The sequence below is a fragment of the Roseovarius sp. JB2-10 genome (genome assembly GCF_055693585.1).
Map to the genome: position 1 here is coordinate 97,422 of NZ_CM146337.1, position 15,101 is coordinate 112,522.

At 57.4% G+C, this 15,101-nt stretch carries 16 protein-coding genes; 14 read left to right on the top strand and 2 right to left on the bottom strand.

Annotated features, from left to right (window positions below):
• Positions 1 to 73 precede the first annotated feature (73 nt).
• The 10 genes from ACZ1HJ_RS00460 (at position 74) to ACZ1HJ_RS00505 (ending at position 9,394) form a co-directional block, all read left to right on the top strand.
• Entirely contained in the window at positions 74 to 448 is a 375-nt protein-coding gene (locus ACZ1HJ_RS00460) for a MerR family transcriptional regulator (RefSeq protein WP_472720409.1), read from the top strand.
• A 171-nt stretch (positions 449 to 619) separates the two neighbouring features.
• Positions 620 to 1,021, top strand: a complete 402-nt coding sequence (locus ACZ1HJ_RS00465; RefSeq protein WP_472720410.1) for a MerR family transcriptional regulator — start codon at positions 620 to 622, stop codon at positions 1,019 to 1,021.
• Positions 1,022 to 1,063: 42 nt separating this feature from the next.
• On the top strand, positions 1,064 to 2,842 hold the full coding sequence (locus ACZ1HJ_RS00470; RefSeq protein WP_472720411.1) for an acyl-CoA dehydrogenase C-terminal domain-containing protein: 1,779 nt from the start codon (positions 1,064 to 1,066) through the stop codon (positions 2,840 to 2,842).
• Positions 2,843 to 2,885: 43 nt separating this feature from the next.
• A complete protein-coding gene (locus tag ACZ1HJ_RS00475; RefSeq protein ID WP_306116146.1) occupies positions 2,886 to 3,098 on the top strand; it encodes a hypothetical protein in 213 nt (70 codons plus the stop codon).
• A 14-nt stretch (positions 3,099 to 3,112) separates the two neighbouring features.
• Complete coding sequence (locus ACZ1HJ_RS00480) at positions 3,113 to 4,270, top strand: acyl-CoA dehydrogenase family protein (protein ID WP_472720412.1); 1,158 nt, start codon at positions 3,113 to 3,115, stop codon at positions 4,268 to 4,270.
• Between the two features lie 25 nt (positions 4,271 to 4,295).
• A complete protein-coding gene (locus ACZ1HJ_RS00485) occupies positions 4,296 to 4,934 on the top strand; it encodes a glutathione S-transferase family protein (RefSeq protein ID WP_472720413.1) in 639 nt (212 codons plus the stop codon).
• Positions 4,935 to 4,948: 14 nt separating this feature from the next.
• Positions 4,949 to 6,160 carry an acetyl-CoA C-acetyltransferase gene (locus ACZ1HJ_RS00490; protein WP_472720414.1) on the top strand — a complete coding sequence of 404 codons (1,212 nt, stop codon included), beginning with the start codon at positions 4,949 to 4,951 and terminating at the stop codon, positions 6,158 to 6,160.
• A 3-nt stretch (positions 6,161 to 6,163) separates the two neighbouring features.
• A complete protein-coding gene (locus tag ACZ1HJ_RS00495; protein WP_472720415.1) occupies positions 6,164 to 6,646 on the top strand; it encodes a cupin domain-containing protein in 483 nt (160 codons plus the stop codon).
• Positions 6,647 to 8,842, top strand: coding sequence for a 3-hydroxyacyl-CoA dehydrogenase NAD-binding domain-containing protein (locus tag ACZ1HJ_RS00500; protein WP_472720416.1), 2,196 nt, complete (start codon positions 6,647 to 6,649; stop codon positions 8,840 to 8,842).
• A gap of 66 nt (positions 8,843 to 8,908) precedes the next feature.
• A complete protein-coding gene (locus ACZ1HJ_RS00505) occupies positions 8,909 to 9,394 on the top strand; it encodes a GNAT family N-acetyltransferase (protein WP_472720417.1) in 486 nt (161 codons plus the stop codon).
• Positions 9,395 to 9,626: 232 nt separating this feature from the next.
• On the opposite strand, the gene ACZ1HJ_RS00510 is transcribed toward ACZ1HJ_RS00505, so the two are convergent.
• Positions 9,627 to 10,625, bottom strand: a complete 999-nt coding sequence (locus ACZ1HJ_RS00510; RefSeq protein WP_472720418.1) for an AraC family transcriptional regulator — start codon at positions 10,623 to 10,625, stop codon at positions 9,627 to 9,629.
• Positions 10,626 to 10,802: 177 nt separating this feature from the next.
• On the opposite strand from ACZ1HJ_RS00510, the gene ACZ1HJ_RS00515 reads away from it, so the two are divergent.
• The 4 genes from ACZ1HJ_RS00515 to ACZ1HJ_RS00530 all read left to right on the top strand — a co-directional run bounded on the left by ACZ1HJ_RS00515 (position 10,803) and on the right by ACZ1HJ_RS00530 (position 13,210).
• Complete coding sequence (locus ACZ1HJ_RS00515) at positions 10,803 to 11,630, top strand: NmrA family NAD(P)-binding protein (protein ID WP_472720419.1); 828 nt, start codon at positions 10,803 to 10,805, stop codon at positions 11,628 to 11,630.
• A 29-nt stretch (positions 11,631 to 11,659) separates the two neighbouring features.
• Positions 11,660 to 12,088, top strand: coding sequence for a DUF4345 domain-containing protein (locus ACZ1HJ_RS00520; RefSeq protein WP_472720420.1), 429 nt, complete (start codon positions 11,660 to 11,662; stop codon positions 12,086 to 12,088).
• 63 nt (positions 12,089 to 12,151) lie between these two features.
• On the top strand, positions 12,152 to 12,661 hold the full coding sequence (locus ACZ1HJ_RS00525) for an anthrone oxygenase family protein (RefSeq protein ID WP_472720421.1): 510 nt from the start codon (positions 12,152 to 12,154) through the stop codon (positions 12,659 to 12,661).
• Positions 12,662 to 12,751: 90 nt separating this feature from the next.
• On the top strand, positions 12,752 to 13,210 hold the full coding sequence (locus ACZ1HJ_RS00530) for a P-loop nucleotide/nucleoside kinase family protein (protein WP_472722251.1): 459 nt from the start codon (positions 12,752 to 12,754) through the stop codon (positions 13,208 to 13,210).
• Positions 13,211 to 13,433: 223 nt separating this feature from the next.
• Here the strand turns inward: ACZ1HJ_RS00530 and ACZ1HJ_RS00535 are convergent, their stop codons facing one another.
• On the bottom strand, positions 13,434 to 14,996 hold the full coding sequence (locus ACZ1HJ_RS00535) for an FAD-dependent oxidoreductase (protein WP_472720422.1): 1,563 nt from the start codon (positions 14,994 to 14,996) through the stop codon (positions 13,434 to 13,436).
• Between the last annotated feature and the right edge of the window lie 105 nt (positions 14,997 to 15,101).

The window sequence follows — 15,101 nt, forward strand, 5'->3', positions numbered from 1 at the left end:
CTGCATCCGCAAGACCACCTGTTGCACACACGGGCCGATGAAATTACGCTTGGCGGTGGGAGAAGTTAAAACCATGTCCGACACAAAGCTTTCCTTCAAGGAAATGTGCGCAAAGTTCGACGTGACCCCGCGCACGCTGCGCTACTACGAATACATCGAACTGATTCAGCCCGAACGCCAGGGCCGATCGCGGTTCTACGGCCCCAAGGAACTGGCACGGATGACGCTGATCCTGCGGGGCCGCCGGTGGGGGTTCGCGCTTGAGGAAATCCGCCAGTGGCTGCTGATTTACGAGCATGAAGGCACCGAGACTCAAATGCGGACCTGGATCGAACTTGCGGACCGGCAGTTGGGTGAATTGGCAGAACAACGCGCGCAACTTGATCAGGCAATGGACGAGTTGAAAGCCCTGCGAGACGAAACGCAGGCCTCCCTGGACAAGGCCTGAACGGCGCGCTGCGGCTAATAAAATTACCGAAACATCAAGTTTACCTTGCTTTATCTTACGTCAACTTCAAAGTGACGTAGCGTACCTATTACGTCAACACATCCTGGTGTTGTATCGAATCTCTCACAGACACAGATACGCCTCATCCGATGCGTAAATGTAGGTAACCCGATGAGCAACGATACGATGACAATCCGCGCGATGTGCGACAAGTTCGAGGTAACCCCTCGCACGCTGCGTTTTTACGAGTCCAAAGAGCTGCTGTTCCCGATCCGCGATGGTCAGAAACGGCTTTTCACCAAGCGTGACCGTGCGCGTCTAAAGCTGATCCTGCGCGGCAAGCGCTTTGGCTTCAGCCTCGAGGAAATCCGCCAGTTGCTCGACCTTTACGACAAGGGCGACCAGCAGTTCACCCAGCTGTCACGCGCCTATGAGATTGCCAAGGAACGCCTTGCAGATATGGAACGCCAGCGCAACGAGCTGGATGCCGCCATCGCTGATCTGCGCGATCAGATGAAATGGGGCGACCACATGCTTGCCTCGCTCAGAAATTCAAAAAGCGCCGCGGAATAAACGCCGCGGCACCACGAGATCAAGACCCAAGGGAGACACCAGATGCCCAGCTACACCGCCCCGATCAAAGACATGCAATTCGTGCTGCACGAAGTCCTTAACGTGTCGCAAGACAGCACCCCAGGCTACGCTGAACTGGACGCCGATTTCACCGGCGCGGTTCTGGAAGAAGCGGGAAAGGTGGCGTCCGAAATCCTGTCGCCCTTGAACGTGGTCGGAGACACAGAAGGCTGCACGCTGGAAAACGGTGTCGTGCGCACGCCCACGGGCTTCAAGGACGCATTCGAGCAGATCAAGGAAGGCGGCTGGCCCGGCATCGACCTGCCCGAAGAGTTTGGCGGCCAGAACATGCCCTACATCATGTACACCGCCGTGGGTGAGACATCCTCCGCCGCCAACCAGGCCTTTACCATGTATCAGGGCCTGACCCATGGTGCGGCCACCGCCATTCTGGCGCATGGCTCGGACGAACAGAAGGCCAAGTACCTGCCAAAGATGACGTCCTGCGAATGGACCGGCACCATGAACCTGACCGAGCCGCATTGTGGCACCGATCTGGGCCTGATGCGCACCAAGGCCGAACCTCAGGGTGATGGCAGCTTTAAAATCAGCGGTCAGAAAATCTTCATCTCGGCCGGTGAGCATGACATGGCCGACAACATCATACATCTGGTGCTGGCCAAGATCCCCGGTGGTCCCGAAGGCATCAAAGGTGTGAGCCTTTTCATCGTGCCGAAATTCCTGATCAACGAAGATGGCACATTGGGCGCGCGCAACGGCGTGGCCTGTGGCGCGATCGAAGAGAAAATGGGCATCCACGGCAATTCGACTTGCGTAATGAATTATGACGAGGCAACAGGTTACCTGCTGGGCGAAGAACACAAGGGCATGCGCGCCATGTTCACCATGATGAACGAGGCCCGCATCGGCGTTGGCATGCAGGGTCTGGCACAGGCCGAAGTTGCCTATCAAAACGCGCTGATCTACGCCAAGGACCGCCTGCAGGGCCGCGCCGTCACCGGTGATGAAAACCCAGACGGTCCAGCCGATCCGCTGATCGTGCACCCGGATATCCGCCGGTCGCTGATGGATCAGAAAAGCTTTGTTGAGGCGGGTCGTGCCTTCCTGCTGTGGGGGTCCAAGATGATCGACCAGTCACATCGTGGCGGGGATGATTTGGCCGAAGGTATGGTGTCGCTCCTGACGCCTGTTATCAAAGGTTTCCTGACCGATCAGGGCTACGACATGACCGTGCAAGCACAACAGATTTACGGCGGCCACGGCTATATCGAGGAATGGGGCATGTCGCAGTTCACCCGCGACGCGCGCATTGCGATGATCTACGAAGGGGCCAACGGTGTTCAGGCGCTTGATCTGGTGGGCCGCAAACTGGCCGCCGACGGTGGCAAGCCGATCATGGCCTTCTTCGAGATGGTCAAGAGCTTCATCAAGGACAACGAAGGCAATGAGGCGCTCAAGTCCGATTTCCTTGACCCACTGAAAGAAGCGTCCAAGCACCTGCAGGCATCGGGCATGTATTTCATGCAAAACGGCATGAAAAATCCGAACGCGGCGCTTTCTGGCTCGAATGATTTCATGCACCTCTTTGGTCATGTATGTCTGGGCCTGATGTGGGCGCAGATGGCCAAAGCCGCACATGAGGCGCTGGCAAACGGCGCGTCGGACAAGGCGTTCTATGAAACCAAGCTGGCCACCGGCCGATACTATATGGCGCGCCGCCTGCCCGCCACGGCCATGCACCTCAAACGCATCGAATCCGGTGCTGACCCGGTGATGGCATTGGAGGCCGACCAGTTTTAAGCGATGGTGGGGGCCAAACCCCACCACGCATAAGAGGACAGATATGCCAAAACGCTTTCGCCTGACCCGACGTTTCAATGCCGCCATGACCGAAGACGGGTATCGGCGGCTCCGGAAGTTCGCACAGGAGGCGGGGTTGGACGAAGGCGAGGCACTGTCGTTCCTCTTTGAGAATTTTGACAGTGTCATCAACGAGGACACGTTTTCGCACAGGCTTCGGATTTTCAATTCCGAGCTGGAAGCACGTAAGAAATAACAGGGAGTGGCCCGATGACATCCACCTGGATGACAGACGAGCATCAGATGCTGTCCGATATGACGGCGAAATTCATCACCGATGAATGGACGCCGCATTACGAGCGCTGGCGCAAGCAAGGTGAAATGGACCGCAGCACGTGGAATGATGCGGGCGAATTGGGGTTTTTGTGCCCATCGATCCCCGAAGTATATGGCGGGGCCGGTGGCGATTTCGGCCATGAGGCAGTGATCTGTATGGAACAGAGCCGCGCTAATCTGGCCAGCTGGGGCAACCCGATCCATTCCGGCATCGTGGCACATTACATCCTGGCCTATGGCAGCGAAGATCAGAAGAAACGCTGGCTGCCCAAGATGGTTTCGGGCGAAATGGTTGGCGCGCTGGCGATGACCGAACCGGGCGCAGGCTCAGACTTGCAGGGCATGAAAACCAGAGCGTTGCGTGAGGGCAATTCCTATCGCCTGTCGGGTCAAAAGACCTTCATCACCAATGGCCAGCATGCCGAGTTGATCGTCGTGGCCGCCAAGACCGACCCGAAAGAAGGCGCCAAGGGCATCTCGCTTGTGGTGGTCGAGACCGAAGGGGCCGATGGGTTTTCCCGCGGTCGCAACCTTGAAAAAGTCGGTCTGCATGCCGGGGACACGTCAGAGCTGTTTTTTGATAATGTGGAAATCCCGCCCGAAAATATTTTGGGCGGCGAAGAGGGCCGTGGTTTTTACCAGATGATGGAACAGCTGCCGCAAGAGCGCCTGATCATTGCCTGTGGCGCACAGGGTGCGATGGAAGGTGCGGTCGAGCGCACCATCGCCTATGTGAATGAACGCGAAGCCTTTGGCGCGCCCCTGACGCAGTTCCAGAACACGCGGTTCAAACTGGCCGAATGCCTGACCAAGACCAAAGTGGCCCGCGCATTCCTGGATGAATGCATCAACGAGCACATGGAAGGCAAACTGACCGTCGAAAAGGCGGCGATGGCCAAATACTGGATGACCGACACGCAATGCGACGTTCTGGATGAATGCGTTCAGCTGCATGGCGGTTATGGCTTCATGCAGGAATACGCCGTCGCGGAAATGTGGGCTGACGCCCGCGTCCAGCGCATCTACGGTGGCACCAACGAGATCATGAAAGAGCTGATCTCGCGCGGGTTCTCCGAGAAGAAACCCGCCTGATGCACACATCTGAAGGAGCCGGACAATGACGATCAAACTCTATTGCATGGGCGAAAGCGGCAATGCCTACAAGGCGGCGCTGGCTCTGGAGCTGAGCGGGCTGGAATGGGAGCCCATCCATGTCGACTTCTTTGGCGGCGAAACGCGAACAGAAGAATTTCGGAAAAATATCAATGGGATGGGCGAAGTCCCCGTCATGGTCGATGGCGATTTCAAGATGAGCCAATCCGCTGCGATTCAGGCGTATATTACCGAGAAAACTGGCAAATTTGGCGGCGATACCCGCGAGGCGAATTACGAAATTTTCCGGTGGGTGCTGTGGGACAATCACAAGCTCAGCAGCCCCGCTGGCGTCGCCCGGTTCCTGATGAACTTCTTGCCCGAACCCAAACGCCCGCAAGAGGTTATTGCCTACACAAAAGGCCGCCTGAAATCGGCCTATGCCACGCTCAATGCCCATCTTGAAGGCCGCGACTGGATCGTTGGCGACGCCATGACCAATGCAGATCTTTCGTGCTGCGGCTATCTCTTTTACCCCGAACCTTTCGGCTTTGACCGCAAGGATTGGCCCCATATCGACCGGTGGCTTTCGAACATCGAAAACACCCCCGGCTGGAAACACCCCTATGACCTGATGCCCGGCTCCCCCGCGGACCGCGCCTGACAAGGAGAGAGAACATGACAGAAGCCTATATTTATGACGCCGTGCGCACGCCGCGTGGCAAGGGCCGCAAGGACGGTAGCCTGCACGAAGTGACCGCCGTGCGTCTTTCCTCACAGGTGCTGAATGCGCTGAAGGATCGCAACGGCCTCGATGGTCACGCAGTTGAGGACGTGATCTGGGGCAATGTCACGCAGGTGAAAGAACAAGGCGGCTGCTTGGCACGAACCGCCGTGCTGGCCTCGGACCTTGACGAATCCATCCCCGGTCTGGCCATCAACCGCTTTTGCGCAAGCGGCATGGAAGCCGTGAACCTGGCCGCGAACCAGGTCAAAGGCGGCGCCGGTGATGCGTATATCGCCGGTGGCGTTGAAATGATGGGCCGCGTGCCCATGGGCAGCGACGGCGCGGCCATTGCCGTGGATCCAAGCGTTGCGATGGAGACCTACTTTGTGCCCCAAGGCATCAGCGCGGACATCATCGCCACCGAATATGGCTTTACCCGCGATCAGGCTGATGAATTGGCGATGAAAAGCCAACAGCGCGCCGCCGCCGCATGGGAAGACAAGCGTTTCGACAAATCAGTCATCACCGTCACCGATCAGAACGGCCTGACCATTCTGGACCATGACGAATACATGCGTCCGGGCACCGATATGCAATCGCTTGGCGGCCTCAACCCGGCCTTCCAGCAAATGGGCGAAGTGATGCCGGGCTTTGATGCCGTGGCCAAACTGAAATACCCGCATCTGGAAAAGATCAACCACATCCACCACGCCGGGAACTCCAGCGGGATCGTGGACGGCTCAGCCGGTGTGCTGATCGGCAACGCGGAATTCGGCAAGAAATACGGGCTTAAGCCGCGGGCGCGCATTCGCCAGACCTGCAAAATCGGCACGGACCCCACAATCATGCTGACAGGCCCCGTGCCCGCGACGCAGAAGATTTTGGAAGACAGCGGCATGAAGATCGGTGACATCGACCTTTTTGAGGTGAACGAAGCCTTTGCCAGCGTGGTTCTGCGGTTCCAGCAGGCGTTTGATGTTGATCCCGACCTGGTGAACGTGAATGGCGGTTCCATCGCGATGGGCCACCCTCTGGGCGCCACCGGTGCGATCATCATCGGCACGTTGCTGGATGAGCTGGAACGGACCGATAAAGAGGTCGGCCTTGCCACGCTTTGCATCGCATCCGGCATGGGCGCGGCCACGATCATCGAGCGGGTGTAACCCATGCCAGTGATCGACCAGACCACTACGCCGGTCAAAACCGGGTCCATCTATCCCGAGCCCTACGCCAACGAAATGGCCGGGCGCTCATCGCTCCGTCTGGGCGATGCGGGTGGATTGACCCAGTTCGGTGCAAACCTTGTGATGCTGGAGCCGGGGGCGAAATCCTCACTGCGGCACTGGCATGCGCGCGAAGACGAATTTGTGATGATCACCCAAGGCAGCTGCACCTTGATCGACGATCAGGGTGAGACAGACATGGACGTGGGCGATTGCGCGGCCTTCCCGGCAGGTGACCCAAATGGCCACCATTTCGTCAACCGAACAGACAAGCTGGCCAGCTTTCTGGTCATCGGCACCCGCAAGGCCCACGAAACCGCCACCTATTCAGACGTCGACCTGAAGGTCACGATCAATGACGGCAGCGCCACCTTTACCCAAAAGGATGGCAGCCCCTTCAAAGCACCCGAAACGGGAGAGAAATAAATGACTGATTTTACAATGAAAACCGACGCGGATGGCGTGGCCATCATCACCTGGGACACGGTCGGAAAATCGATGAATGTAATGAACCAGCAAGGGTTCATGGATCTTGATGCGCTGATTGATCAGGCCCTTGCGGATGACGCCATCAAGGGCGTTATCATCACATCGGGCAAGGAAGGGTCTTTTGCCGGCGGCATGGATCTCAACATCATCGCCAAGATGAAGGAAAGCGCCGGGGACAACCCTGCGAAAGGGTTGTTTGACGGCCTGATGAAAACCCACGCCATTCTGCGCAAGATCGAACGCGGCGGCATGGATGACAAGAACAAGGGCGGCAAGCCCATCGCCTGCTGCCTGCCTGGCACAGCACTTGGCATAGGCCTGGAAATTCCGCTGGCCTGCCACCGGATTTTTGCCGCCGACAATCCCAAGGCCAAGATCGGCCTGCCCGAGATTATGGTCGGCATTTTCCCCGGCATGGGCGGTACGGCGCGTTTGACACGCAAACTGGGTGCGATGGGCGCATCCCCGCTCTTGCTCGAAGGCAAGCTCAACAATCCGCAAAAGGCCAAATCAGCCGGACTGGTGGATGAGGTTGTGCCTGCGGTTGAGCTGATCGAAAAAGCCCGTGAATGGATCCTGTCAGAACCTAAATTCGTCAAACCGTGGGACGAAAAAGGCTACAAAATCCCCGGTGGTGAGCCGTATCACCCCGCCGGGTTCATGACCTTTGTGGGTGCTTCGGCCATGGTGAATGGCAAAACGCAGGGCGCGTTCCCGGCAGCCAAGGCTTTGCTCAGCGCGGTTTATGAAGGCGCGCAGGTGCCGTTTGACACGGCTCTCAAGATCGAAGCGCGCTGGTTCACCAATGTCCTGATGAACCCCAGCTCAGCTGCCATGATCCGCTCGCTCTTTATCAACAAGGAAGCGCTTGAAAAAGGCGCCAACCGCCCCGACGCGCCCGATCAGACGGTTAAGAAGGTTGGCGTCATGGGTGCGGGCATGATGGGTGCGGGCATCACGCTGGTCTCCGCCATGGCGGGTATCGAAGTGGTTCTGATTGACCAGCAACAGGAGGCGGCGGATCGCGGCAAATCCTACACCGCCGACTACATGGATAAGGGTATCAAACGCGGCAAGGCGACCGAAGAGAAGAAGGAAAAAATCCTATCTCTGATCAACGCCACCACCGATTATGACGCGCTCAAAGGCTGCGATCTGATCATCGAGGCCGTGTTCGAGGACCCGGGCGTGAAGGCAGAAGTCACCAAGGCGGTTGAGGCCGTGACCGGTGAGGATTGCATCTTTGCCACCAACACCTCGACCCTGCCGATCACCGAACTGGCCAAGGCCAGCGCGCGGCCGGAAAAATTCATCGGCATCCACTTCTTCTCACCGGTTGAAAAGATGCTGCTGGTGGAGATTATCAAGGGCCAGAAAACAGGCGATGTTGCCGTAGCCAAGGCGCTGGACTACGTGCGCCAGATCCGCAAGACACCGATTGTCGTGAATGACGCGCGCTTCTTCTACTGCAACCGCTGCATCATCCCCTACATCAACGAGGGCATCCGCATGGTGGCCGAGGGAGTTGCGCCGTCGATCATCGACAATGCCGCACGTCAGTTGGGTTTCCCGGTTGGGCCACTGCAACTGGTCGATGAAACTTCGATTGATCTGGGCGCCAAGATCGCCCGCGCCACCCGCGCAGCCATGGGCGATGACTACCCCGATGGCGCTGTCGATGAAGTGATCTTCTGGATGGAAGAGCAAGGCCGGTTGGGCCGCAAATCTGCGGCAGGTTTCTTTGACTATGACGAGAAAGGCAAACGTCAGGGCTATTGGGACGGGCTGGAGGCGCAGTATCCGCGTGCTGATGAACAACCTGACTTGGTCACCGTACAACACCGTTTGATGTTTGCGCAGGTGCTGGAAGCCGTGCGCGCGCTGGAAGAGGACGTGCTGGAGGACATCCGCGAAGGCGACGTTGGCGCGATCCTGGCCTGGGGCTTTGCCCCATGGTCCGGCGGCCCGTTCAGCTGGCTCGACATCATCGGCGCGCCCTATGCCGCCGAACGGTGCGACGAGTTGACCGAAGCCCTTGGCCCCCGGTTCGCCACGCCCGATCTCCTGCGCGACATGGCAAAGAAGAATCAAAGCTTCTACGGCCGCTTTGGCGGAGAAGCCGCGGCTGCCTGATCAAATCATCTCGAAGCCGTCATATGGCGGCTTTGAGACTCGATCCATCCCGAATAGTGTAGGCACATGAGTGAGTTTCGAAACGCCAAATCTTCCGACGCAACTCGCTGCTTTGAAATAGAGACTGATGCCTACGAAGGCGACGAGGCAGCAACGCTCGAAAAGATTTCCAAAAGGATTGAGGTCTATCCCGATGGCTTCATAGTTCTTTTGGTGGAAGGCGAGATCGTTGGCTTTGTGAATTGCGGATGTACTCATGAAGTCGAAATGTCTGACGAAGAGTTCAAAGAGCTGGTTGGCCATGACCCCGACGCCCCAAATGTCGTAATAATGTCTGTTGTTGTTGATCCCGTGCATCAGGGCAAGGGCCTATCACGGGCATTGATGGTCGAATTCGTGGAGCGCATGAAAAGGATGGGTAAATCCACAATCCATCTCATGTGCAAAGAGCATCACGTCCCAATCTACGAGAATTTTGGATACAGCTATTTGCAGCCATCGACTTCTGAGCATGGAGGAATGACTTGGCATGAGATGTCAATGGAACTTTGAATTGCCAGATTTGCTCAGCCGTGCCGGGTGGACATAGGAACAACCTGCTGCATTTTGCCGTTTACGCTCTTATTGGACAGTCGCTGCGATACGCGACCTAGGTAAGGGCGCAGAGCATTCAATTGCGGCGGATGCGAGGTCACAACTGCGATAGAGACAACGTCGGCAGTAGCCCGCGTTTGGTGCCTTCTGCTCCTTTGTGGTTTAGTCTGCGCGCAGCACCGGAGACATTTCATAACTTTGCTTTGCGATAATTGGCCGGCGTTGTTCCGAGCCATCGCTTGAACGCACGGGTGAAAGAGCTTTGTTCTGAAAAGCCTGTCAGAAATGCCACTTCCGCCAACGAGTATTGCTCATCCTGTAGCAGGCCTTCGGCCAGTTCACGGCGCGTCTCCTCCGTGAGTTTTTGGAAGTTTACGCCGTGCTCTGAAAGACGGCGATGAAACGAGCGGGTACTGAGGCCGAGACCTTTCGCAATGTCGGCCATGCGAGGCGTGCCTTCGTTTAAACACTGGGCAATCGCATCCTTTGCCTCACCAACCATTGGCGGCGGGGTTTCGACCTGAGCAAGCTCACGATCGAGATCTGACACCAGGTATCGCGAGATACCCTCATCCCCGAGGATGTTGGCGCGTTCCATCGCTTCCCGCGAGACCAGGACAGCATCGAGATCGGCGTTGAACGTGACAGGGCATCCGAACCACGCCTCGTGGAAGGCCTTCGATTTAGGCGCCTTATGCTGAACGAAAACCTCTACCGGGTTGAAAGGAACCGGGCAAACCTGCCGCGCAAGTGAGACGGCACTGGCGAGGGTTGCTTCGTTTGAAAGGCGCAGCCCCAGCCGCCGTTCGCCTTCTCGGTGCAGTACAAGAAGCGTGCCGCGTGGGTGGTTGCGCAGCTCGTAGGTGACAACACCCGTCCAGATCCGCGCATACCTTTCGATCCGCAAACAGGACGCCATGAGCGTTGGCGCCGCCTTCCAAGCCAGACCAAGCGCGCCATATTCGTCGCATCGCATGGACGCGCCTACGTGAACCGGAAGCTCGGTTACGTCGATTTGTTCCGCCATGCCTTCAAGCATTTCGTAGTAAGTCACGGCCTGAATCATGAATTTGGGATCCCACGGCGCATCGGGATCGATGCCCGCGTTTTCCAGCGTTGCACGCTGGTTGATGCCAGACCCGGCGGCAGCGACCATTTTACGAGCAAAGAGCGAAGTTACGTAGGCCATGACTGAGGCTTCTGAATTAGTCGGCAGGAGTGCATGAGCGCAGAATAACTTGTGCAATGCGATATGTCACAGGACGCATTTGGCATGCTCGGTCAAAACCCTGGCGGCGGCGGTCAATATTCCGTCTTCGCATTCCCGCTACTCCTTGGTCATCAAGTGCAATCATGGAGAGAGAATATGCAATCCAAACCCATTCTTGTTGTCGGCGCTACTGGCAAGACCGGTTCGCGCGTCGTGTCGAGGCTCGAAGGCAAAGGCATCGCCGTCCGTCGCGGTTCGCGCAACGCTGACATCCCGTTCGATTGGGAAACGCCGGCCACTTGGGCACCCGCACTCAGCGGCGTGTCCAAGGCTTATGTCACGTACTTCCCGGACCTGGCTTTTCCCGGTGCGGTCGAAGCACTGGAAGCCTTCACCAAGGTCGCGGCCGCCAGCGGTCTTGAACACATCGTTCTCTTGTCGGGGCGGGGTGAGCATCACGCGCGCATGGGCGAGGAGGCCGTTCGCGCTTCCGGCATCCCATTCACCATCGTTCGCGCTGCATGGTTCGCGCAGAACTTCAGCGAAGGCTATTTGCGTGATCCAATCCTGGCGGGCGTCTTGTCGATGCCGGGCGGTGACGTGGCTGAACCCATCATCGACATCGATGATATCGCCGATGTTGTCGTCGCGGCGCTTACGGAAGACGGGCACACGGGCGAACTCTATGAAGTCACCGGCCCGCGCTTGATGAGCTTTGCGGAGATGGCCGGGGGTCTGTCGCAGGCCACAGGCCGCCCAATACAGCATGTGCCAATCACCTTCGAAGACTTCCACGCCAATGTTGCAGCATCGGGTGGCGACTTCGTGGCGGATGTCTTTACGGCGATTGCGCGGGAAACGCTCGACGGGCGGAACGCGCAGACGGCCGACGGTGTTGAACGCGCACTTGGCCGCAAGCCACGCGACTTCGCCGAGTTTGCAGCCGCTGCCGCCTCCCGGGGTGTCTGGAACACTGCCGCCTGACTGCCACAACCGACAGAAAGGAGATCCCAATGTCTGTTACTTTTCTCGAAAAATTCGCCCTTGGCGTCGCCGGTCTGACGGCCGTTGGCATCGGCGTCTTTATTCTGGCCGCTCCCCACGCCTTTTTTGCCAGCTACGGTATCACAATCGGCGATGACGCAAGTTTGTTGAGCGAGTTGCGCGCGCCGGCAGCGGGCCTTGCGGCATTCGGTTTCCTGATGCTGATGGGCATTTGGAACACCGCAATAACGCAAGTGTCCAAGGCCGCGGCAATAACCGTCTTCCTCGGTTTTCCCGCGGGTCGGTTGATCGGGTTGATCGTCGACGGTTTGCCGTCAGGCGCAATCATTGGCGCCCTCGTCTTCGAACTGGCTGTCGCGGCACTCTGCATCGTGGCCTTCCGTCAGCGATCCAAACTGGTGCGGACGCGCCGATTTGGTGCCCGCGCCAGGCACTGAAGTCTCTTTGGTGGCACACCTTGCAATGCGTGCCACCATCCTCATCCAAATAGGAGAAATCCGATGTCCATTCTTGTTCTCTTGCTTCTACAGTTATCCATTCTCGCCTACGCCCTCGTCGGTGGTGTTTTCCTGGCCTTCTCTGACTTCATTATGCGCTCACTTGCCCGTACCGCCGGTGTGGGTGGCGTTGAGGCCATGCAAATTATCAACCGAGAGGTCTTTCGCTGGGTTTTCATGGCGCTCTTACTCGGGATGGCTGCCATGTCGGTGTTCATCCTGATCTACAGTGTGATAACCCTGACCGGCGGACCGGGGAAGCTCATCATGCTTGGCGCGCTGGTTTATCTATTCGGATGTTTCGCCGTCACGATATTCTTCAATGTGCCGATGAACGAGGCGCTCGCAGGTATGGACCTTTCGGCAGATGCAACGCACGACTACTGGACCGGCACGTACCTGCCACGCTGGACCATGTGGAACACGGTGCGCACGATTGCCTGTGCGTTGGCCGCGGGGCTGCTGCTTTTCGGGCTCGTCTGGCTTACAAAGTCGCAAGCGCTGCTGGTCTGAAATGGGCGGTTGCCCTCGAAACCGGGGCGGCTGACACTTATGCCTGAGGTCCGGAGGACGGATACGAAACGAACATCCCCCACACTGCACATGGTCTGCGGCAAGATAGCGTCTGGGAAATCGACACTGTGTTCGAAGCTCGGCTCCTCCCCCAGCACGATCATTATATCCGAGGACGCGTGGCTTAGCGGTTTGTTCGCGGAGCAGATGAAAACAGGTGCCGATTTTCGACGATACTCAACCAAGTTGCGTGCCACGATTGCGCCGCATGTGACGGAATTGCTGACGTCAGGGTTATCAATCGTCCTGGACTTTGCCGCCAACACGGTGGCGCAGCGGCTGTGGATGCGGGAGATTATCCTTGCCAGCGGCGCGGACCATCAGCTGCATTTTTTGGACGTGTCCGACGCGGTTTGTCTTGAGCGGCTGCGCACCCGCAACGCCGAAGGAAAGCATGAGTTCGCGGTGACCGAGGAGCAGTTTCGACTGTTCACGGCGCATTTCGTACCACCGACGGACGACGAAGGGCTCACCATCGTTCGATACTAGAAAGCAACCGTTTGAGTGTGAGCAGGAATTCGACTGTCATGATCTGGTGCTAGAGCCTTCACCAGTAAACCTTAGACCATGGGGTAGCGGATGGCAGCTTTGATGGGCTGCACCGCGTATGCAGGTGATATTGTAAACGTAGGGCTCAGGGCCAATTTTCCTACTGCTGGGGATGCTCTTGCGGGACCTCCGCTAAACAGCCAGATGTCCATCTAGAGCGTTGTTAAACAGCAGTGCCTTGCAAACCAAATCGCTTTGTAACCCGGTCCAAACTGCGACGACAGTGTGCGATATCGTTTGTGGCGCTTGCTTTCATGCGCATCAAACCTGCCATACGGCGCGGCAATGGATACCAGCGATCCAGATCAAGCCCGCAGCGATCCAAGAGCATAAGGGGCAGGGTTTGTACCGCAATCACTTGGTTCATATAGGCCTGCGCCGCTGTCGCCCCAATCCAGGCATTCCGGTTTTTGCGAAACAGTGCCTCCAGATCTAGCGTATAGAATCCGCGGCCACGCAATTGGTTTCGGTAGAGCAGATGCGTCGCAAAAAACCCCGAAACGCTTGTGAGGAAGTGAAAGGCGTCACGCGCGTTGATCGACAGAATGCAGTCGTTGGGCGACAAGAACGGATCCGCATCAGAATATTCCTGAGTGCGGAAAAAACTGCCGGTGCAATTCACGAAAATACTTCCCGCCGGAGCCGGAAAAGCCGTGCCACCGCGCAATCTCATTTCGGGGCCGGTCGCTGTGTCGGCGACATCTGTCAGGTAATCAGAATGGATGGCTGCCAAACCCTCTTGAACCCTCGCGTGCTCATCTTCGGATTGAAGCCCATAAAGGAATACGCCATTTTGCGACTGCGGGTCCGTCGAATACTTGGCGCGCAGATGTGTCAACGTATGCGCCTCATTGTCGCCGTCGAATTGCAGCGCGACGTCACGAAAGATCCGCGACACCAGCTCGCCAGAGGTCCAACGTTTCAAGCCGGTTGGGACGTATTTCGTCCGGTTGATGAAATTCGTTCCGCGCCCGTTGATAAGAGTTACGTACCGGGTTGGGTCTGACGCGAGAGCCGCCAAAACTGTATCCATCCCTGTCTTACCGCCACCAATTACGTAAACCGGCGCCTCTGGGTGATCGGCCAGCGTTGTGCGCAAGTCCTGCGGAATGATCGAGACGACATGCTGGCTCGAAAGCGACAAGGGTGTTGCAAGGGCGTAGTTCAATCCCGACGCATGAATGGCGCGCTTGGCGCGCACGGTCTGTGTCGTCGTTGTTGCGGAGACTGCGTGATAGTCCACCTCGGCTACCGGCCCATTCTCTGTCATGACCTCCTCGCAGCGGGTGACCGTCTGATCGAACCCGGTTGTCAGCTCAACGTGTTCACTTATCGAATTCAAGGCGCCGACAAGGTGATCGCGCACCTCGTCCCGCGCGGCAAGGTAATGGCGTGGTTTCTGCCAATTCCATTTTTGATTGCCCACGGTGAACATCGGATGCGGCTGATGAAGGCGCACGTAATCATAGGCCGTATTCCACATGCCCCCCGCAGTGTCTTTCTGGTCAAGCAACAGTACCTGCGCGCCCTTGGGAAGGTATTCACAGGCTGCATTAAGTGCGTTCAGACCGGCAATTCCAGCGCCGATGACCACGAGATCGTACACCGTTTTCAGCGTGGTATTTTCTGTAGCGACTTGGCTTTGATCCAACATATGTGCCCCCAGTGTTTCCCTTGCGTCATCCTGCCGGATTACACCTATCTTGTCGTGGGCAAATTTACCCATGCGCGCAGGACCGATCTCGACAATACTCGGCACTAAATTAAGCCACCGCGAGCGAGAGACATGCCAATGGGATCGGTAACCTGAAGGCCCTTGATAACGCACCTG